20 protein-coding genes are annotated in these 18,726 nt (G+C 59.4%); 16 read left to right on the top strand and 4 right to left on the bottom strand.

Annotated elements, in window-relative coordinates:
* Positions 1-62: 62 nt before the first annotated feature.
* On the top strand, positions 63-1,517 hold the full coding sequence (locus ACFWW4_RS01850; RefSeq protein ID WP_411889302.1) for an AMP-binding protein: 1,455 nt from the start codon (positions 63-65) through the stop codon (positions 1,515-1,517).
* Positions 1,518-1,869: 352 nt separating this feature from the next.
* Here the strand turns inward: ACFWW4_RS01850 and ACFWW4_RS01845 are convergent, their stop codons facing one another.
* Positions 1,870-2,913 carry a GGDEF domain-containing protein gene (locus tag ACFWW4_RS01845; RefSeq protein WP_411889301.1) on the bottom strand — a complete coding sequence of 348 codons (1,044 nt, stop codon included), beginning with the start codon at positions 2,911-2,913 and terminating at the stop codon, positions 1,870-1,872.
* Between the two features lie 179 nt (positions 2,914-3,092).
* Between ACFWW4_RS01845 and pheS the strand changes: the two genes are divergently transcribed.
* The 4 genes from pheS to ACFWW4_RS01825 all read left to right on the top strand — a co-directional run bounded on the left by pheS (position 3,093) and on the right by ACFWW4_RS01825 (position 5,638).
* Positions 3,093-4,166, top strand: a complete 1,074-nt coding sequence (gene pheS, locus ACFWW4_RS01840; RefSeq protein WP_411889300.1) for a phenylalanine--tRNA ligase subunit alpha — start codon at positions 3,093-3,095, stop codon at positions 4,164-4,166.
* A 158-nt stretch (positions 4,167-4,324) separates the two neighbouring features.
* On the top strand, positions 4,325-4,675 hold the full coding sequence (locus ACFWW4_RS01835; RefSeq protein WP_411889299.1) for a hypothetical protein: 351 nt from the start codon (positions 4,325-4,327) through the stop codon (positions 4,673-4,675).
* A 180-nt stretch (positions 4,676-4,855) separates the two neighbouring features.
* Positions 4,856-5,284: an ASCH domain-containing protein gene (locus ACFWW4_RS01830; RefSeq protein ID WP_411889298.1), complete on the top strand. Its 429-nt coding sequence runs from the start codon at positions 4,856-4,858 to the stop codon at positions 5,282-5,284.
* Positions 5,285-5,290: 6 nt separating this feature from the next.
* Positions 5,291-5,638, top strand: a complete 348-nt coding sequence (locus ACFWW4_RS01825; RefSeq protein WP_411889297.1) for a hypothetical protein — start codon at positions 5,291-5,293, stop codon at positions 5,636-5,638.
* 14 nt (positions 5,639-5,652) lie between these two features.
* Here the strand turns inward: ACFWW4_RS01825 and ACFWW4_RS01820 are convergent, their stop codons facing one another.
* Entirely contained in the window at positions 5,653-6,441 is a 789-nt protein-coding gene (locus tag ACFWW4_RS01820; protein WP_411889296.1) for a hypothetical protein, read from the bottom strand.
* 142 nt (positions 6,442-6,583) lie between these two features.
* On the opposite strand from ACFWW4_RS01820, the gene ACFWW4_RS01815 reads away from it, so the two are divergent.
* From ACFWW4_RS01815 to ACFWW4_RS01775, 9 genes are all read left to right on the top strand, one after another.
* A complete protein-coding gene (locus tag ACFWW4_RS01815; RefSeq protein WP_411889295.1) occupies positions 6,584-7,414 on the top strand; it encodes an alpha/beta hydrolase family esterase in 831 nt (276 codons plus the stop codon).
* Complete coding sequence (locus ACFWW4_RS01810) at positions 7,414-7,617, top strand: phenylalanyl-tRNA synthetase subunit beta (RefSeq protein ID WP_411889294.1); 204 nt, start codon at positions 7,414-7,416, stop codon at positions 7,615-7,617. The genes ACFWW4_RS01815 and ACFWW4_RS01810 overlap by 1 nt, the downstream gene beginning before the upstream one ends.
* 108 nt (positions 7,618-7,725) lie before the next feature.
* Positions 7,726-8,805 (top strand): rhodanese-like domain-containing protein, encoded by a 1,080-nt coding sequence (locus ACFWW4_RS01805; RefSeq protein ID WP_411889293.1) that lies wholly within the window; start codon positions 7,726-7,728, stop codon positions 8,803-8,805.
* Positions 8,806-8,911: 106 nt separating this feature from the next.
* A complete protein-coding gene (gene pheT, locus ACFWW4_RS01800; protein ID WP_411889292.1) occupies positions 8,912-11,308 on the top strand; it encodes a phenylalanine--tRNA ligase subunit beta in 2,397 nt (798 codons plus the stop codon).
* A complete protein-coding gene (locus tag ACFWW4_RS01795) occupies positions 11,305-12,084 on the top strand; it encodes a class I SAM-dependent methyltransferase (RefSeq protein ID WP_411889291.1) in 780 nt (259 codons plus the stop codon). Before pheT ends, ACFWW4_RS01795 begins: the two co-directional genes overlap by 4 nt.
* Positions 12,081-12,512 (top strand): GNAT family N-acetyltransferase, encoded by a 432-nt coding sequence (locus tag ACFWW4_RS01790; RefSeq protein ID WP_411889290.1) that lies wholly within the window; start codon positions 12,081-12,083, stop codon positions 12,510-12,512. Before ACFWW4_RS01795 ends, ACFWW4_RS01790 begins: the two co-directional genes overlap by 4 nt.
* A 12-nt stretch (positions 12,513-12,524) precedes the next feature.
* Positions 12,525-12,974, top strand: coding sequence for a YtoQ family protein (locus ACFWW4_RS01785; RefSeq protein WP_411889289.1), 450 nt, complete (start codon positions 12,525-12,527; stop codon positions 12,972-12,974).
* A 125-nt stretch (positions 12,975-13,099) separates the two neighbouring features.
* Entirely contained in the window at positions 13,100-14,206 is a 1,107-nt protein-coding gene (locus ACFWW4_RS01780) for an NUDIX domain-containing protein (protein ID WP_411889288.1), read from the top strand.
* Positions 14,207-14,290: 84 nt separating this feature from the next.
* Positions 14,291-15,748, top strand: a complete 1,458-nt coding sequence (locus ACFWW4_RS01775) for a nicotinate phosphoribosyltransferase (protein WP_411889287.1) — start codon at positions 14,291-14,293, stop codon at positions 15,746-15,748.
* Positions 15,749-15,816: 68 nt separating this feature from the next.
* On the opposite strand, the gene ACFWW4_RS01770 is transcribed toward ACFWW4_RS01775, so the two are convergent.
* Entirely contained in the window at positions 15,817-16,512 is a 696-nt protein-coding gene (locus tag ACFWW4_RS01770; protein WP_411889286.1) for a glutathione S-transferase family protein, read from the bottom strand.
* Positions 16,513-16,670: 158 nt separating this feature from the next.
* On the opposite strand from ACFWW4_RS01770, the gene mscL reads away from it, so the two are divergent.
* On the top strand, positions 16,671-17,099 hold the full coding sequence (mscL, locus tag ACFWW4_RS01765; RefSeq protein ID WP_411889285.1) for a large conductance mechanosensitive channel protein MscL: 429 nt from the start codon (positions 16,671-16,673) through the stop codon (positions 17,097-17,099).
* Between the two features lie 60 nt (positions 17,100-17,159).
* Entirely contained in the window at positions 17,160-17,462 is a 303-nt protein-coding gene (locus tag ACFWW4_RS01760) for a hypothetical protein (protein ID WP_411889284.1), read from the top strand.
* A gap of 31 nt (positions 17,463-17,493) precedes the next feature.
* On the opposite strand, the gene ald is transcribed toward ACFWW4_RS01760, so the two are convergent.
* Positions 17,494-18,612 (bottom strand): alanine dehydrogenase, encoded by a 1,119-nt coding sequence (ald, locus tag ACFWW4_RS01755; protein ID WP_411889283.1) that lies wholly within the window; start codon positions 18,610-18,612, stop codon positions 17,494-17,496.
* Positions 18,613-18,726 lie beyond the last annotated feature (114 nt).

Genomic DNA, 18,726 nt, shown 5'->3' with positions numbered 1-18,726 from the left:
TTCGTGCTTGCCGCCGTCCTGGTGACCGGGAATGATGCGCCTGATCCAAAGGGGGCATGCCATTGGCCAACATATTGTTCGACGCGCTGTTTGCGCCGCATCGTGGCAGCGCTGATCCGTTCTTGCACCTGCCGGACGGGCGCCGCGTGACCTATGGCGGGTTCGTGGATCGCGTGGGCCAGTTTGCTGCCGTTCTGGCGCAGCTTGACGCCGGTGAGCGTGTGGCAGTGCAGATTGCCAAGACGCCCGATGCGCTCGCGATCTATGCCGCATGTGTGCAGCGCGGTCTGGTGTTTTTGCCGCTGAACCCGGCCTATACGATCGCGGAATTGCGCTATTTCCTGACCGATAGCGGGGCCGGGTTGTTTGTCGGGGACCGGGTGCCGACCTATGAGGTGATGGATATCACGCCATGGGTCGAAACAGAGGCGACGCTGGCGCAATTGGCCGATGCCGCCAGGCCGATGACGGAGGTGGTGGACCGGGGGCCTGATGATCTGGCCGCGCTGCTTTATACCTCTGGCACGACGGGCCGGTCCAAGGGCGCGATGCTGAGCCATCGTAACCTGTTGTCCAATGCCGAGGTGCTGCGCGATGTATGGGCCTTTACCGGCGATGATGTGCTGCTGCATGCCTTGCCGATTTTTCATACCCATGGGCTGTTTGTCGGCACCAACATCACCCTGCTCGCCGGTGGGGCGATGGTGTTCCTGCCCGGCTTTGATCTGGAAGCGATGATTGCAGGGCTGCCCAAGGCGACAACACTGATGGGTGTGCCGACCTTTTATAGCCGTCTGTTGGATGATGACCGGTTTGACCGTGATCTGGTCGCACATATGCGCTTGTTCGTGTCTGGTTCTGCCCCGCTTTTGGCGGAAACGCATGACCGGTTCGCCGCCCGGACCGGTCACCGCATTCTTGAGCGTTACGGGATGACCGAAACCAACATGAACACCTCGAACCCGTATGAGGGGGAACGGCGGGCAGGCACGGTGGGTCACCCGTTGCCGGGGGTCGAACTGCGTATCACGCACGAGGGTGCAGAGGTGCCAACCGGCGAGATTGGCACAATCGAGGTGCGCGGCCCGAATGTGTTTCAGGGTTATTGGCAAATGCCTGAAAAGACCGCCGAAGAGCTGCGCCCCGACGGCTGGTTCATCACTGGCGACTTGGGGCAGGTGGATGCGGATGGCTATGTCACCATCGTGGGGCGGGGCAAGGATCTGATCATTTCGGGCGGGTACAATGTGTACCCGAAAGAGATCGAACTTATCCTCGATGATCAGCCGGGTGTGTTGGAAAGTGCGGTCATCGGGGTGCCCGACGACGATCTGGGCGAGGCGGTGCTGGCCGTGTTGGTGGCCGCAGGTGATCTGGATATCGCGGCGGTGCAGGCGGGAGCGGCCAAGGCGCTGGCCCGATACAAACAACCCCGCCACTACGAGGTGGTTGAAGCGCTGCCACGCAACGCGATGGGGAAGGTGCAGAAGAATGTGCTGAGGGAGATGTTCGGGTAGGACGGTTGGTTGGAAGCGCGACTGTCGTCAACGACGCGTGGTGCGCCTGAAGTCAGCCCGTGTAGGAAGACAAAAACCCTCCGCTGCTGATGTCATTTATTGCAACTAATAATCCCTAGGGCTTCCTATAATGATGTTTCGGGGCTTGAGCTGCTTTCTCAAGATGCGCTTGGTATTGGAACACCTCCGATTACCCGTGCTTCATCCGTAAACGTGGGGTTTGACGCAGGATGGCGCGGCGTAGGCCCCTCGTGCAGGCTCTGGAATGCGACGCAGTGGTGCCAAAGCTGTGCTGTGTTGCGCACCATTTGAATATCGGGAGCGATGGGGAGGCTTTGGGACAATTGCCTCGTCAGGCGGCGAGTTCCGCCTGATCTAGACTGATCACCTGATCTCGGCCGGCCGCCTTGGCTTCGTAGAGCGCCATATCGGCCCGCTTCATCACATCCTCAAAGCCAGCGTCAGATGACAGCACCTGTGTCAGTCCGAAGCTCGCGGTGATGTTCAACTCCATCCCCTTGATCGCAAACGGGCTATCGCCGATGGCGTCACACAGGCGATTGGCCCGGCTGGTCGCGGTGGCAAGGTCAGTGTCGTGCATCAGCAGCCCAAACTCCTCCCCTCCGGTGCGGATGATCTGATCTCCCGCCCGGCTGCGGGCCGCCACCCGGCGCACAAAAGCGCACAGGATCGTATCGCCGATATCGTGCCCATAAGTATCATTGATCTGCTTGAAGTGGTCGACATCCATGGCCAGAAACGAAAAAGGTCGGCTGTTCTGCTGCCAATCCTGCCAGACCTGTGCGGCCCGTTCATAAAGCGCGTGCCGATTGCCCGCCCCGGTCAGCGCGTCGGTGCGCGCCATGGCCACAAGATGGTCCATCTGTTCGATCACAAGAAGCTGGGTGGCGATGCATTGGGCCAATGCCGTCAGGATCGCGGTTTCTTTGCACAGATCATCCTTGTCCTGCCGCAGCGCCACGGCAAGCGTGCCAAAGCAGCGATCCCCGGCCAGAAGCGGCACATCAATCAGGCATTTCATCCCCGCATCGGCCAGTTTGCGGCAGTCCATGAAGGGTTGCTCGGCCAGGTCGCGCACAACCTCTGCCGTCCGGTTTGCAAAAACGCGGCCCAGGACCGACCCGTTTATCGGTACGGCTGTTCCTTGCGGAATGGCCTGATCGCCGTTCAACGCCTTCACGACGAGGTTATCGCCATCGGGCAATGCGATACTGCACCGATCCGCTTTGATCGCGACTGACACCCACTTGGAAAAGGATTGCAGGATTTCGTCCCTGCTTCTGGCGGACCACAAATCAGCGACCAGTCCGATGGGGATGAACAATTGCTCTTTTGAGGTGGCATCGCATGTCGCGCTGATGTCGCCGTCGCCCATGAATTGTGACCCCTTGCGGTCTGATCGCAGTTGCCTGTTCGATAGCGGCGACGCGTCAAGATATCGTAAATCCGCATGGGCAAACGATGCCTCGGGATGATGGTGCGAAGCCCGGTCATGTTCTTGCACGCAGCGCGCTGGCGCGGTAGCAGGTCTGCATAGTCAAACGAGGCGCCGATATGGACGAGCTGAAACAGAAATACCTTGGCCTGATAGCGGGTGCTGCGGATGAAGCCGCCATCGAAGACCTGCGCGTGCAGGCCGTCGGCAAGAAGGGCGAGATCAGCCTGAAAATGCGCGAGCTGGGCAAGATGACGCCAGAGGAACGGCAGGTCGCAGGCCCCGCGCTGAATGCCTTGAAGGATGAGATCAATTCAGCTTTGTCCGCCAAGAAATCTGCCCTTGCGGACGCCGCCCTTGATGCCCGTCTGCGCGACGAATGGCTGGATGTGACCCTGCCGTCCCGTGGTCGCCGTCAGGGCACCATCCACCCGATTTCGCAGGTGACCGAAGAGGTTACCGCGATCTTTGCCGATATGGGGTTCAGCGTGGCCGAAGGCCCGCAGATCGAAAGCGACTGGTATAATTTCGACGCGCTGAACATCCCTGGCCATCACCCGGCGCGGGCCGAGATGGACACGTTCTATACCCACCGGCGCGAAGGCGATAACCGCCCACCGCATGTGCTGCGCACCCATACATCGCCAGTGCAGATACGTTCGATGGAGAAGACGGGCGCGCCCACCCGGATCATCTGCCCGGGCCGTGTGTACCGCGCCGATTACGACCAGACCCACACCCCGATGTTCCATCAGGTCGAGGGGCTGGCGATTGATCGCGATATCTCCATGGCGAACCTGAAATGGGTGCTGGAGGAATTCGTGAAAGCCTATTTCGAGGTGGATCACGTCGACATCCGCTTCCGCGCCTCGCACTTCCCGTTCACGGAGCCGTCCGCCGAGGTCGATATCCGCTGTTCCTGGGAAGGCGGGACCCTGAAAGTGGGCGAGGGCGATGACTGGCTGGAGATTCTGGGGTCTGGGATGGTGCATCCCAAGGTGCTGGAAGCCGGCGGGATCGACCCGGCGGAATGGCAAGGCTTTGCCTTCGGCATGGGCATCGACCGGATCGCGATGCTGAAATACGGGATCCCGGATTTGCGGGCGTTCTTTGATTCAGATTTGCGGTGGTTGCGGCATTATGGATTTGCTGCGCTGGATCAGCCGACGCTGCATGGTGGGTTGTCGCGGTGAGTGGAGCGGCATTGTCCGTCAGTTGGCTCGCGTTACTTCTGGCGGTCTTTGGCTACGTTCTGAAAAGATGGTGGGATAACGCTGACTCCATAATGGAGCACCGGAGAGGCTCGTACACTGCTTACTTTGTGGCGACTTACGACTTAGGCCGCGAAATCATGCATAGACCTGACGATCCAGCATCAGAAGCTGTGCTTGAGGCGTATGAGAGATTTCAGAAAGCTAGCCCAGATTTCTTACTCCACGCATCTCCACGCGCGATGATCATATCTGATGAATTCTACAATCGCTTCGTCGCACTACGAGAGGCGGATCGCAGTAGCTGGACTGAAGAAGACAAACAGCACTTGGTCTCGCAACTGAACGAAGCGCTTGGTGTTCTTCGGGAGCAGTTGAAATCTGAATTATTCATGACTCAACCAAGATTCCAATTCGAGCGCTTTCGCCATAAGAAAGCTTGGAAGCAGCTTAGGGAAAGCGAAGGGGCCGCTCGAAAAGAAGAGAAGTAAAAGTAGGCAATGGTCCGCCCGGCGAAGCCGGGCAGCGCCCTCGACGGGGCTCCGCCCGTTTTCGCCTGAATTGATCCACCGGATCAATTCCGAGACGGCTCAAACCCTCCCCCACGGGAAGGGCGCTTCGCACCCACCCCGAGGTCCGAACGCTGCCCTGTGTTGTGAATGGAACATGAAATGACCAACGACACCGAAGACCTGCAAGACACCTACCCCGGCGCGGGCACTTTCAAATTCGGGGATAGCGCCGAACTCTGCCAGCGCCTCATCGCCCTTGTCCGTCAAGGCAAGAAGACGGCGACCTGTGGCGCGGCGGCGGATTTCGCGGATGAACCCGAGGCGATGCCCGTGGTCGGCCGCTGTGATATCGCCGCCAATTGGGATGGCACGCCTGCGCTGGTCATCCGCACCACCAAGGTGCAGGAAATCCGCTTTTGCGACGTGACAGAAGACATGGCGCTGGCCGAGGGCGAAAACGACAGCCTGTTGGGCTGGCGCAAGGATCACAAAGCCTTTTTCAAACGCAATGGCGGGTTTGACCCGGAAATGCTGTTGATCTTCGAGCATTTCGAACTGGTCGAAGACCTGGCGGGCCGGGAACTCTGACTGCTCATGTTCTGGCCGACCCTTCTTGATACGCCACTGGCCCTCGCCATTCTGTGGTACTGCCTGCGGATCACGCGTGATTATCGGCTGCGCAGGCGGTTCAGCGACGCCACCGCGCATCTTGACCTCGCGGACCTGAAAGCCGGGTATGCTACCAATATCAAGATCGTGGCGGGGTATCTGCAAAACCGGCCAAGGCCCAAAGGATCACTACGGCGGGCCGAGGCGGCGTTGATCATGGCCACCGTGTTGCGTGAACATATCGTGGCAAAAGAAGGTTTATTGCCCGCCCCAACTTACCGGCGCTCGCGCAGAGAGCTTTGGCGGCAGGCGAAACGGATGCCAAAGGTTTAGGTCAGAACGCCATCCTACCGCCGCCGCGCCACCAGTTCCTCTTCCTCTGCCGGGGGCAATCGGCGTCCTTTGAGGATGTCGGTCAGGTCATCGTCGCGGAATGCCCTGTCGATCCGGAATTTGTAGAAACCGTCATCCTGAAAGGCCTGGATGACGTGGTAGTCCACCAGCACGGGCACTGCCTTGCCTTTCCAGCTTTCTTCGCTCAGGCCCGATACGGTCACGTCCACCTCGGCCCGGCCCCGGACGGGCACGGTCAGGTTGCCATCGACGGCGGTGACGTTGTTGTAGCCAATCACGGCCTCGTCGGCCCGGATGGTGGAATAGACCAGCAGGTAGCGGATCGTCGATCCGGGCTTGGTCGCGTCGTCCAGAAACCATGTGAAACCGACATCTTCGCCAATCGCCTCGCGCCGGTTGATCTCGGCCGAGAGATCGCCAAAGGTGTTAGCATAGGTTTCGTCAAACGCGTTGGTCAGCCGGATATAGCTGTTGCGGGTGATGCTGGCCTTGACCTCTGCATCGATCCCGACCTCGCCACCTGCGCCGATATCGACGCCGCGCACATTGCGGGCGAATTGCTCTTCGAATGTGGCGCCCCGCACCCGGTTGCTGAGGTCAAGAACGGCCAGTTCCTTGAGGCTGCCGTCTTCGGTGTCCAGCAGGTATAGCTGCCCCAAAGTGCGCAGACCGGAATTCAGGTACCCCTTGTCGGTATAGGCGTGGCTGACATCGACCGGTATGGTGCGGCAGCCTGCGAAACCTATCAGAATAAGAGTCAGTAAAGCGATCAATCTTAACATCTCAAAACCCCCGAAAATAATGCCAGGATGGTGAAGACTGCGGATGTCAAAAGCAATGAAAACTTCCGAAGGGTTCTGGCAATAATCCTCGCCCACCAATTTGTCAGGTGACAGATCGCATGTTCCGGTTACAACCAAACCCATGATGATACGTGTTTTTCTGATCCTGCTGGCGTTGCTGGCGGCCCCGGCTGCGGCACAACAAACCAATCCCAATTCGATCCTGCCCGGACGCCCCTGTCACGGTCAGACCCCTTGCGCGCTGGATGGCCGGACCTATCACGTCAAGGAGCCTGACGGCTGGAATGGTGTGTCGCCTTTGCCGGTGCTGCTGCATTTTCATGGGTGGGCGCGCACCGGGGCGGTGCCGGTTTATCACGGGCGGATTTCCGGGGCGACCCGCAGGCGGGGCGTGCTGTTGCTGGCGCCGACGGGGATCAACAAGACATGGGATTTCTGGTCGGGACGTCCCGGTGATGTGGCCTTTGGCGCCGCTGTGATCGAGGATGCAGCGAAGCGTTATCCTATCGACCGTGACCGCATCTTTGTATCGGGATATTCGTTCGGGTCCGCCATGGCCTGGCGCTATGTCTGCCAGAACGGTGACGGTGTGGCAGCCCTGTTGGCGGTGGCCGGTACACTTGATCAGCGTGAGGAATGCGCCCAGGGCCCGCGTGAGGTGCGCCATGTGCATGGGCTGTCCGATACGGTGATGGATTTCCCCATGGGGCCAGGCGGCGATACGCGCTATCCGGTTGCGCTGTGGCGCCAACAATTCGGTTGCGGTGCCAGTGATCAGGTCAGCGATTGGGCCATTACAAGCGACGACGCCTTCACCCGTCATGCATGGGGGCGATGTACCACCGGCAAGCGTGTGACGCTTGATCTGCATCCGCGCGGGCATTTCATCCCCAAAGGCTGGATCGGACGGCAGCTGGACGAGTTGCTGGGTCTGCCGCCAAGCTACCCGTGATGCGGGTCTATATCATCGCCCTGTTGATTGTGATCGTCGGCGCGCATATCGCCATGTGGACATCCGATATGCCGCGCGATCTGGCGTTGAAGCTGACCCTGATCAACGCAGCCGGGTGGGCAGTTGTTTTGATTCCCGTATGTGGTGTGGCGCGCTGGGCGGCGCATCATAGGGTCAAAAATGATGATCAGGACGATGCTTAGCAACATCAGATCAATGGCTTAGCCACTTCACAGTTTTTTGTTTGGCGAGCGCAAACTAGCGTGTTAGGCTTGGCCATATTTTGAACACAATTCCTTTTGGGTGATGAAATGCATATTTTAAAGCGGGTCGCGTCGGCGGCCATATTTTTGGTTATTTGCGCAACAGGCGCCTTTGCCTGTGGTGGCTCTTATCAGGTGAAATCAGGTGATACGCTGTCCGGCATTGCTCGGGCCGAAATCGGATCATTCTTTGCCTATCAATCCCTGTTTGAGGCGAACCGCCATGTGATCGGCAGCAACCCCGACCGCATTCAGGCGGGCATGACATTGCAACTGCCGTGTCCGGGCCAGCCGGTGAACTGGGCGGTGATGCCAAGTGCCGCGACAATTGCCCAACTGCAGCAGGTCACAGATATCCAGATCCTGGATATCCGTCGCCCGACCGCTGTTGCCAAGGGCGTCATTCCCGGCGCGGTGTCCGTCCCCTACAGCCAATGGCGTGGCCCTGCGGGGGCGACCCCGACGGATGTAGAGTTGTCCCGCATTGTGGGTGATGCGGGGCTGCGCGTCGATCAGCCCGTGCTGATCGTGCATTCACAGCCGGATATGATGGATACAGGACGCGCGGCCATGGTGTATTGGCTGCTGAAATCCAGCGGTTTTGACACGATCGCGATCCTCAAGGACGGGTTTCAGGGCTGGACAGAGGCCGGGTTGCCTACCGCCGCCGCACCTGCAGCGCCTTCGCCTTACGATGCGGAACTGCTCTTTTCCTATAAATGGCGCGCCGACGAACTGGATGTTTATGCCATCGCCACATCCCAGATCACTGGCTATTTGCTGGATGCGCGGCCGCAACATATGTTCTCCAAAGTCGATGATGAGGGTAAACAGTTGGGTACGACCCTGCCGAATGCACGCAGTGCGCCGATTGGCCCGCTGATGTCGGCCTTTGGGTCAGAGGTGCCGGTTGAAACGGCGGTCAAGGCCGTCGCTGACCATCTGCAACGCCACAATGCCAACTGGGAAACCGGTGAGGTCATCACGTTCTGTCAGACCGGAGAGTTGGGCGCGCTCAGCTGGTTCTATGCCTCCGAACTGGCCGGGCTGGATAATATGCTGCTTTATCCTGAATCCGTCGCTGGCTGGGCCGATGGCGGTGGCCGGTTATTTGCCGGGTTGGACTGACCGCGCGGGGGGTGTCGCCCCCGCGCAATCGCTGCACGGTCATGCTTTCACCCGTCAGTCTGATGCGCTATGAACGCGCGAACCGCAGACTGACGGATAAGAACGCATGAAATTCACCCTGTCCTGGCTCAAACGCCATCTGGAAACCGATGCTTCGGTCGCCGATATCGCCTATGCCCTGACCGACCTCGGGCTTGAGGTCGAAGGCATCGAAAACCCCGCCGAACGGCTGGCCGATTTCATGATCGGCAAGGTGCTGACGGCGGAAAAGCATCCTGATGCCGACAAGCTGAAAGTGTGTCAGGTGCAAACCAAGGATGGCCCGACGCAGATCATCTGCGGCGCGCCGAATGCGCGTGCTGGCATCACTGTCGTGATCGCATCGCCTGGGACGTACGTGCCGGGGATCGACACCACCATCGGCGTGGGCAAGATCCGCGGGATTGAAAGCCACGGTATGATGTGTTCCGAGCGCGAGATGGAACTGTCAGAGGAACATGACGGTATTATCGAGCTGCCTTCTGGCGAAGTGGGTGAGCGGTTTATCGACTGGCTCGCCGCCAATGATCCATCCAAGGTCGATCCGGTGATCGAAATCGCGATCACCCCCAACCGTCCCGATGCGCTGGGCGTGCGCGGTGTGGCGCGTGACCTTGCCGCCCGTGGCCTTGGTACGTTGAAGTCTATCGCTGTTGATCCTGTGCCTGCCGGTTTCGCATCTGACTTGAATGTGTCCATTGATGACGATACATTGGGTGGCTGTCCGGTTTTCTGTGGTCGTTTGATCCGAGGCGTCAAGAATGGCCCCAGCCCTGAATGGCTGCAAACGCAGTTGCGCGCCATTGGCCTGCGCCCGATCAGCTTTCTTGTCGATGTGACCAACTGGTTCACCTATGACCTGAACCGCCCGCTGCACGTCTTTGACGCCGACAAGGTGAAGGGCAATCTGCGCGTCCACCGCGCCGAGGGGGGCGAAACCCTGATGGCGCTGGATGACAAGGAATACACATTCCAGTCAGGCCAGATGGTGATCTCGGACGATGAAGGCCCTGAAAGCATCGCCGGGATCATGGGCGGGCTCGCGACCGGCTGCACGGAAGACACCGTGAACGTGTTCGTTGAAAGCGCCTATTGGGACCCGATCCAGATCGCTTATGCGGGTCGCGCGCTGAAGATCAACTCCGACGCCCGCTATCGTTTCGAACGCGGGGTCGACCCGGCCTTCACGCCGGAAGGGCTGGACCATGCCGTGCGCATGATCGTGGATCATGCCGGCGGCGAAGCGTCAGAGATGATCGTCGCCGGTGCTGTCCCTGACACATCCCGCGCCTATAAGCTGGACACGGCGCGGTGTTCGTCGCTTGTGGGTATGGATATTCCGGCAGAGACCCAGCACGAGACGCTGACCGCCCTCGGCTTCTGGATGGATGGCGACATGGCGCATGTCCCGTCCTGGCGTCCCGATGTGCAGGGGACGGCTGATCTGGTCGAGGAAGTCGCCCGCATTGCATCGCTGACCAAGCTGCAGGGCAAACCCATGGCGCGCACCCAACCCGGTGTGCCGAAACCGATCCTGACCGCCAGCCAGTCGCGCCAGCAGGCCGCGCGCCGGACCGCGGCGGCGCTGGGGTATAATGAATGTGTGACCTACAGCTTCATTGATGATGAGGCCGCCAAGCTGTTCGGCGGCGGTGATGACAGCACCATGCTGGAAAATCCGATCTCGTCTGAAATGTCCCATATGCGGCCCAACCTGCTGCCCGGACTGTTGCGGGCTGCGGCGCGCAATCAGGCGCGTGGCTTCATGGATATGGCGCTGTTCGAGGTGGGCGCGGGCTTCCATGGTGGTGAACCGGGTGAACAGCACACGCTGATCTCGGGCGTCCTGATCGGGCGGACCGGGCCAAAGGACGTGCATGGCACATCGCGGCCTGTTGACCTTTACGATGCCAAGGCCGACGCAGAGGCCGTGCTGGCTTCTATCAACGCCCCCGCCAAGGTGCAGATCCTGCGCGGAGCATCGGATTGGTGGCATCCGGGCCGCCACGGCATGATCTGCCTTGGCCCCAAAAAGGTACTGGGCATCTTTGGTGAACTGCACCCCAAGGTGTTGCGCGAGATGGATGTCAAAGGTCCTGCTGTCGCTTTTACCATCTGGCCGGATGAGGTGCCTGCGCCGCGCAACAAATCCGCTGCCCGCGCGCCATTTGTGGCCACTGATCTGCAGGCAGTCGAACGCGATTTCGCCTTTGTCGTCGATGCCGAAGTCGAGGCGCTGACGCTCGTCAACGCCGCCGCCGGGGCCGACAAGGCGCTGATCAGCGATGTGCGCGTCTTTGACGAATTCATCGGGGGTTCGCTGGGCGACGGCAAGAAATCCCTCGCCGTCACGGTTCGCCTGCAACCGACCGAGGCAACCCTGAAGGACGCGGATATCGAGGCGGTCAGCGCAAAGATCGTCGAAAAGGTCACCAAGGCGACAGGTGGCACCTTACGCGGATGACCGACAGTGATGACCCCGCCGCGCATTACAAGGACAGCAGCAAGCTGGCCGTGCGGGGCGGGTTTCACGCGCGCTATTCCAATGTGGGCTGGTTTGGCTGGGTGGATGCCCGGCTGAACATCGCGCCGGGCGCGCGGGTGCTGGATGTGGGCTGCGGGCCGGGATGGTTCTGGGCCGCGTGTCGCCATCTGCCTGCTGACATGACGCTGACGTTACTGGACCAATCGGCGCATATGGTCGAACAAACGACTGAGCGGCTGAAGCACCTGAATATCGCGAGCAGTGTCGTGGCGGATGCCTCAAACCTGCCGTTCCCGGACCAAAGCTTTGATGTGGTGGTTGCCATGCATATGCTTTACCACCTGCCCAATCCGGCGGTGGCGCTGCGCGAAATGCACCGCGTGCTGATCCCCGGCGGTCGCTGCATCGTCACCACCAACAACCCCCGTGATCTGCCCCAGATTGCCGCCCTGTCGCGGCAAGCGTTCGGGTCGGCGATTGACGATATGGTGCAGGAGCGGTTCGGCACTCCGGTTGCCTTGGACCTGATGGGGCAGCATTTCACGGAAATCTCGCAACAGACCTGCGAAGATATCTATCAGGTGGACGATCCCGAACCGGTGATCGACATGCTGCTGACAATGCCGCCCGGTGACAAGGCCGATACGCAAGGACAGGCCCGATTGCGACAAGCGGTTGGTGACATGATGAATGAACATGACGGCCGTGTCCCTATGCCCCGCGTGCAGGACATAATCACCGGTATCCGGGCATGACCGTCGTCATCCGACCTGCGACGGTAGATGATGCGCCGGGGCTTACCGCTTGTATCGATGCGGCCTACGCCCCCTATGTTGCCAAGGGCCTCGACCTGCCTCCTGTGAGTGAAGGAATTGCCTGTGATATCCGCGATCATCACGTCTGGGTCGCAACGCGCAGCGACCGGATCGTTGGCGGTGTTGTCCTGGTGCTGCGTGACGCCGCCCATCTGGCCAACCTCGCCGTTCACCCGGATGCCGGTGGGCAAGGGCTGGGTCAGGCGTTGATCGCCACCGCGACCAATGCCGCCCGCGCGGCTGGACACGACAAATTGCACCTTGCCACACATATCGAAATGACAGGAACGCAAGACTTCTACCTGTGGCTTGGATGGGTTGAAGCTGGTCGGGACGGCAATAAGGTCTATTTTGAAATGCAATTATGAAGGAGCCCGACCATGACACTCAACATCTATCTTTCCGGTGAAATCCATACCGATTGGCGCGATCAGATCACGGAAGGGGCCAAGGGGCTGGATGTGACCTTCAGCAGCCCGGTGACCGATCACGCGGCGTCGGATGATTGTGGGGTCGCGATCATGGGGGCGGAGCCGGACAAGTTCTGGCACGACAACAAGGGGGCCAACCTGAACGCTATCCGGACGCGGCATGGGATCCAGAATGCCGATATCGTTGTGGTTCGCTTTGGTGAGAAATACAAGCAATGGAACGCAGCATTTGATGCGGGCTTTGCTGCGGCCCTTGGCAAATCGCTGATCGTGATGCACGGCCCCGAGCACCAGCATCCGCTCAAAGAAGTCGATGCCGCCGCCCTTGCGGTGGTCGAGGAACCAAAGCAGGTGGTGGATATCCTGCGCTATGTTCTGGATGGGAAACTACCGTCGTAGCTATGCAACATCCGTGGGGCGGTCATGCGCATTGGGGGCTTCCGCCAGCCTGCTGATATGGCTATGTAAGTGATGAGCCAAGGAGGTCTTGGCGGAAAATCCATACGCTGCGGAGGTCGCGCGACATGAGTACCAGACACAGGCTGGCCGTCTTTATTGGCCGTTTCCAACCCTTTCATGCAGGTCACATGGACGTCGTGCAGAATGCACTGACGCAAGCCGATAGCCTTTTGATGCTTGTGGGCAGCGCCTATCGGCCACGCAGTTGGAAGAACCCCTTCACCTATGCCGAAAGGGCTGCCTTTGTCCGCGCCAGCACGGACGAGGTTGGTAAGCCCGTCGCCACGCTGCCGCTGGTGGATACCCTTTACAACGACCGGGCCTGGACGGTGAATGTGCGGACTGCCGTGACCTTGCACATGCGCAAGGCGGGCTTGAACCCGGACAAGACAGATGTGGTGCTGACCGGGTTCGAAAAGGACAAATCATCGCGCTATCTGGGATGGTTTCCGACATGGCAGATGCTGCCAGCCGACCCACATATGCATGAGGGAGAGATCGTCAGCGCCACGGACCTGCGGCAGGAACTGTTCTTTGGCCGTGGTGAAAACACAGGCCGGATGGCGAAACGCTATGGTCTGGCGCAGATCGCGCCGGTGCTGGACTGGATGAAGAAACATCCTGATGCGGTGTCGACTGTCCGCGACGAAGGATCGTTTGTGCTGGATTATCGCGAGCGGACTGCCAAAGCCGAAGAGGTTTTTGGCTATCCGATCCCGGTCAACACCGCTGACGCTGTCGTTGTGCAGTCCAGCCATATCCTGATGGTCGAGCGCAAAATGCAACCTGGCAAAGGCCAATGGGCGCTGCCCGGTGGACATATCGATCGGGGCGAGCAGGCGCTGGATGCTGCAATCCGCGAGCTTTATGAAGAGGCCGGACTGGACATGCCTAAAGGGGCGATGCGTGGCAGGCTGCGGGAACGGCGGGTGTTCGACCATCCTGAACGATCCGAAAAGGGATGGGTCCGGACAGAGGCGTTCGTGTTCGAACTGCAAGACAAAGCGAAGCTGGAAAAGATCAAATCCGGCAGCGATGCATCCGCCGCCCGCTGGGTGCCGATCACCGAAATCACACCGGACAACATATTCGAGGACCATTTTGACATCATCCAGGCCCTCGTGCCTGATGTGCCCTTTGCGTATTCATCGATCCTGATGGCGCAAGGTTAAGGCCCGCAAAGAGCCGATCTTTGCACCCACGCGGGAGGTCCGCGTGGAACATCAAATCGTCCATATCCGAGGAGGAACAGGACAATGAAAGACCAAATCACTGGCGCTGCGGCGCTGTTTGATAACCCTGTCGCGTTCGACAATCTGATCTTCGATACCGACAGCTATAAACTTTCCCACTTCAGCCAATACCCCGAAGGGGCACAATACGTGTCGTCCTATATCGAGCCACGCCGGGCGTGGGGTGATATCGACCGGATGATGTTCTTTGGCCTGCAGATTGAACTGGCGAAATTGGCAGGGCAGGCGGTCACGCAGGCGATGCTGGACGAGGCAGCACCCTTTCTGAAGGCGCACGGGTTCGATCTGTTCGTCGATGGCTGGCAATATATCATCGATCGGCATGAGGGTCGGCTGCCCGTGCTGATCGAAGCCTTGCCAGAGGGCACATTGGCCCCGGTGTCGGTCCCGCAACTGCGGATCGAAAACACCGACCCTAATTGCTACTGGCTGGTCAGCTATCTGGAAACCCGGCTGCTGCGGGCGGTCTGGTACGGATCAACCGTCGCCAGCCTGTCGCACTACGTCGTGGGCAGCATCCGGAAACGGCTGGCCCTGACCGATGGCAGCGATGCCGGGGCCGAGTTCAAACTGCATGATTTCGGTGCGCGCGGCGCGTCGAGCAATGAGGCGGCGGGCATTGGTGGTGCCGCGCATCTCGTTAACTCCTTCGGGTCCGATACCATCGCCGGGCTGGTCTATGCGCGGAATTACTATGGCGCTGATATGGCCGGGTTTTCCATCCCCGCGACTGAACACAGCACCATGACAGCTGCTGGTGAGGCGGGCGAGCTGGACCAGATGCGTCGGTTTCTGGCCGCCAACCCAACCGGCCTTATCGCCTGTGTCAGCGACAGCTATGACCTGATGCGCGCAGTGAAAGAATACTGGGGCGGCACGTTGAAAGACGCCGTGCTTGCCCGCGATGGTGTGCTGGTTGTGCGCCCCGACAGCGGTGACCCGGTCCAGATTGTGCCGGATGTGATCGAGGCGCTGATGGCCAAGTTCGGCTACAGCACCACGGATCAGGGTTACCGGCTGCTGAATGACAAGGTGCGGGTGATCCAGGGGGATGGGGTCGACAAGGACTCCATCGTCAGGATCATGGACACCATGATGGAACGTGGCCTTGCTATCGGGAACATCGCCTTTGGTATGGGTGGCGGGCTGCTGCAGAAGGTGAACCGCGATTGCTTTGGCTATGCCATGAAAGCCTCTGCCATCTTCTATGACGGCCAATGGAGGGATGTGTTCAAGGACCCGAAGACCGCGCGCGGCGCCAAGACCTCAAAGAAGGGCAAGCAGGGGGCGATGCGCACCGATAGCGGCGCTTTCGTCGCACGGCCCGCCGCGAATATTCCGCTAGGGGCGGATGCGTTGGTGCCCGTGTTTCGGGACGGGCGCATCCTGAACCTGCAGTCATTTGACAAGATCAGGGCGCGCGCTTGGCCTGATGCCTTGGGCTTTGGCGCGGCAGCTTAGAAATCGATAGGCCCCGGTGCTGATCACGGGGCCTATCATCCTGTGGGTAAGGTGGGGTTTCACCCCACCTATGACGGATCAGGGATACGCTTGGCTTTCTCAACGGCCGGACGGGCAAAAAACCGCTCAACATAAGCGGGCACGTTTTTCAGATCGTGATAGCCGACAACATCCTTGGTGCCGTAGAATTCCAGCGCATTGATCCACGGCGCGATGGCCATATCGGCGATGGAAAAATCGCCTGTAATCCAGTCTTTCCCGTCCAGCTGCTTCTCGACAACGGCAAGCAGGCGGATCGCCTCATCGCGATAGCGTTCGCGGGGGCGTTCGTCTTCGATATCCTTGCCCGCGAACTTGTAGAAGAAACCCATCTGCCCCAACATCGGACCCAATCCGCCCATCTGAAACATCAGCCACTGGATGATATGGGCCTTGTCCGTCGCGGTTGATCCTAGGAATTTACCTGACTTTTCAGCAAGATACAGCAATATCGCCCCGCTTTCGAAAATCCCTACCGGGCCATTCGGACCGTTGGGATCGATAATCGCCGGGATCTTGTTATTGGGGTTCAGCGAAAGGAACGCATCGCTTTTGACATCCTCATCTTTCAGCGTGACCAGATGCGGCTCATAGGCCAGACCCATCTCTTCCAGTGCGATGGATACCTTCACCCCGTTGGGTGTCGGAAAGGAATAAAGCTGGATGACCGAAGGGTCCTTGGCGGGCCAGCGTTGGGTGATGGGAAAGGCGGACAGATCGGTCATCGCAGGTGCATCCTTTGCAAAATCGGTGTTGATGACAGTTAGGGGGAAAAGATCGGAATAAAACCCATGGTTCTGTGGGCCAATCGGGGTAAGACTGTGCGCAGTTGCGCAGCGGGCGTCAGACCCGCGCGCCGGTTAACAGTAGTGGGGACTTACACATGATCAACGAATTCAAGGACTTCATCGCCAAGGGCAATGTCATGGACATGGCGGTGGGGATTATCATCGGGGCGGCCTTTACGGCCATTGTCACGTCGCTTGTGGGCGATCTGATCAACCCGATTATTGCACTGTTTACGGGCGGGATTGATTTCTCGGGCTGGTTCTATGTGCTTGGCGACGGTGAATGCGCATCGGTTGATGCCTGCGCCGAAGCGGGAATTTCCGTCTTTGCGATCGGTAACTTCCTGATGGCTGTGATCAACTTTCTGATCATCGCTTTCGTGGTCTTTATGCTGGTCAAGACGGTCAATCGGATCAAAGCCGCCGCTGAAAAGCCCGACGAGGTTGCGCCAGAGGTCGAAACCGGCCCATCAGAGCTTGATATCCTGATTGAGATCCGGGATGCGCTGGCCAAACAGGCCTGAAAATAGATGCTCAAAGGTCCGCCCAACTGGCGGACCTTTTTCGTTGAAAGGGGATTGGATATGAAAATCAACGTTCTGACCGTACCACTCTTGGCGATAGCTGTGACCGGTTGTGACATGGACCCGCCCTATAGCCCACCAGAGGCGTCCGGGCTTATCGGTGTGCGACCCTATCCGATGCCTGCGGATGTCTGCCAGGTTATCGGTGAAAATGAACTGACGGTTGAATATCTCGATGATGCGGCCATCCTGATTGGCTGCCCGGCGGTTGAAACTGGCGCGATTGCCGATCGGCTGGCCGATGGGGCCATGCAAATCACGCAAGTTGGCGAATGGGTGCTGTTCTCACAGCCTTTGCGCTGACGGCTCCGCTGGTAAGATGGGTTTCAACCCATCACGCTTTCAGTGCGAGGCTGGGTGAGATCACATCGATCCCAAGCGCCTTGCCGACCGCGTAATAAGTCAGCTTGCCGGCATGAACATTCAAACCGTTCAGCAGATGCGGATCGTCCTCGCAGGCTTGCCGCCAGCCCTTGTCAGCCAGTGACAGCATGAAGGGCATGGTCGCGTTGCCCAGCGCGATGGTCGAGGTCCGGGCGACGGCCCCGGGCATGTTGGCCACGCAGTAGTGCATGATCCCGTCGACATCATAGATCGGGTCCTGATGCGTAGTCGCCTTTGATGTCTCGAAACAGCCGCCCTGATCAATAGCCACATCCACAAGGGCCGCACCAGGTTTCAGTTCCGACAGCTGCGCCCTGGAAATCAGCTTGGGTGCGGCCGCCCCTGGGATCAGCACCGCGCCGACGATCATGTCGGCGGCGCGCGCCAGCTCAATCGTGTTGCCCGCGCTGGCATAAGAAGTTTTGAACACACTGCCGAAGACATCGTCCAGATAGCGCAAGCGCGGCAGGGATCGGTCCAGAACGGTCACATCCGCGCCCATGCCAGCGGCAATCCGGGCCGCATGCGTGCCCACCACACCGCCACCGATTACGACAACCCGTGCCGGGCCGACACCGGGTACGCCACCCATCAAAACACCGCGCCCGCCATTCGCCTTTTGCATGGTCCATGCCCCGACTTGCGGGGCTAGCCGCCCTGCCACCTCTGACATTGGGGCCAGCAATGGCAGACCACCGCGGTCGTCGGTCACAGTCTCATAGGCGATGCAGGTCGCCCCGCTTTCCATCAGATCCTTCGTCTGTTCGGGGTCGGGGGCAAGATGTAGATAGGTGAACAAAATCTGACCGTCGCGCAGCATTTTCCGCTCAACCGGCTGCGGTTCTTTCACTTTTACAACCATATCGGCGATTTCGAAGATCTCGGGGGCAGTCCCGACAATGGTCGCACCAGCCGCCACGTAATCCTCATCAGAAAATCCTGCGCCTGCCCCTGCGCCGGTTTCGACGCTGACTTGATGTCCGTGGTTCACCGCCTCGCGGGCGGCGTTTGGTGTCAGTCCGACGCGAAATTCCTGTGGTTTGATCTCTTTAGGGCATCCAATATGCATGTCCGGTCTCCTCCCGATCTTCATCTGCGAGATTTGCCCTAATGCGGCGCAATTGCACCGGCATTTCTCTTGGATGATGGCGATAACAGCGATAGGAATGTGCGGCAAACCAAC

The organism is Yoonia sp. SDW83-1 (genome assembly GCF_046762885.1).
GTDB lineage: Bacteria > Pseudomonadota > Alphaproteobacteria > Rhodobacterales > Rhodobacteraceae > Yoonia.
Note: the sequence above shows the minus strand (reverse complement) of the source record. Positions and strands in the feature narration are given on the sequence as shown.

Bases quoted from the DNA above. Each gene is read 5' to 3' on its own strand.
- ACFWW4_RS01845 (WP_411889301.1), bottom strand. From the start codon at position 2,913: ATGGGCGACGGCGACATCAGCGCGACATGCGATGCCACCTCAAAAGAG.
- pheS (WP_411889300.1), top strand. From the start codon at position 3,093: ATGGACGAGCTGAAACAGAAATACCTTGGCCTGATAGCGGGTGCTGCG.
- ACFWW4_RS01835 (WP_411889299.1), top strand. From the start codon at position 4,325: ATGCATAGACCTGACGATCCAGCATCAGAAGCTGTGCTTGAGGCGTAT.
- ACFWW4_RS01830 (WP_411889298.1), top strand. From the start codon at position 4,856: ATGACCAACGACACCGAAGACCTGCAAGACACCTACCCCGGCGCGGGC.
- ACFWW4_RS01825 (WP_411889297.1), top strand. From the start codon at position 5,291: ATGTTCTGGCCGACCCTTCTTGATACGCCACTGGCCCTCGCCATTCTG.
- ACFWW4_RS01820 (WP_411889296.1), bottom strand. From the start codon at position 6,441: ATGTTAAGATTGATCGCTTTACTGACTCTTATTCTGATAGGTTTCGCA.
- ACFWW4_RS01815 (WP_411889295.1), top strand. From the start codon at position 6,584: ATGATGATACGTGTTTTTCTGATCCTGCTGGCGTTGCTGGCGGCCCCG.
- ACFWW4_RS01810 (WP_411889294.1), top strand. From the start codon at position 7,414: ATGCGGGTCTATATCATCGCCCTGTTGATTGTGATCGTCGGCGCGCAT.
- ACFWW4_RS01805 (WP_411889293.1), top strand. From the start codon at position 7,726: ATGCATATTTTAAAGCGGGTCGCGTCGGCGGCCATATTTTTGGTTATT.
- pheT (WP_411889292.1), top strand. From the start codon at position 8,912: ATGAAATTCACCCTGTCCTGGCTCAAACGCCATCTGGAAACCGATGCT.
- ACFWW4_RS01795 (WP_411889291.1), top strand. From the start codon at position 11,305: ATGACCGACAGTGATGACCCCGCCGCGCATTACAAGGACAGCAGCAAG.
- ACFWW4_RS01790 (WP_411889290.1), top strand. From the start codon at position 12,081: ATGACCGTCGTCATCCGACCTGCGACGGTAGATGATGCGCCGGGGCTT.
- ACFWW4_RS01785 (WP_411889289.1), top strand. From the start codon at position 12,525: ATGACACTCAACATCTATCTTTCCGGTGAAATCCATACCGATTGGCGC.
- ACFWW4_RS01780 (WP_411889288.1), top strand. From the start codon at position 13,100: ATGAGTACCAGACACAGGCTGGCCGTCTTTATTGGCCGTTTCCAACCC.
- ACFWW4_RS01775 (WP_411889287.1), top strand. From the start codon at position 14,291: ATGAAAGACCAAATCACTGGCGCTGCGGCGCTGTTTGATAACCCTGTC.
- ACFWW4_RS01770 (WP_411889286.1), bottom strand. From the start codon at position 16,512: ATGACCGATCTGTCCGCCTTTCCCATCACCCAACGCTGGCCCGCCAAG.
- mscL (WP_411889285.1), top strand. From the start codon at position 16,671: ATGATCAACGAATTCAAGGACTTCATCGCCAAGGGCAATGTCATGGAC.
- ACFWW4_RS01760 (WP_411889284.1), top strand. From the start codon at position 17,160: ATGAAAATCAACGTTCTGACCGTACCACTCTTGGCGATAGCTGTGACC.
- ald (WP_411889283.1), bottom strand. From the start codon at position 18,612: ATGCATATTGGATGCCCTAAAGAGATCAAACCACAGGAATTTCGCGTC.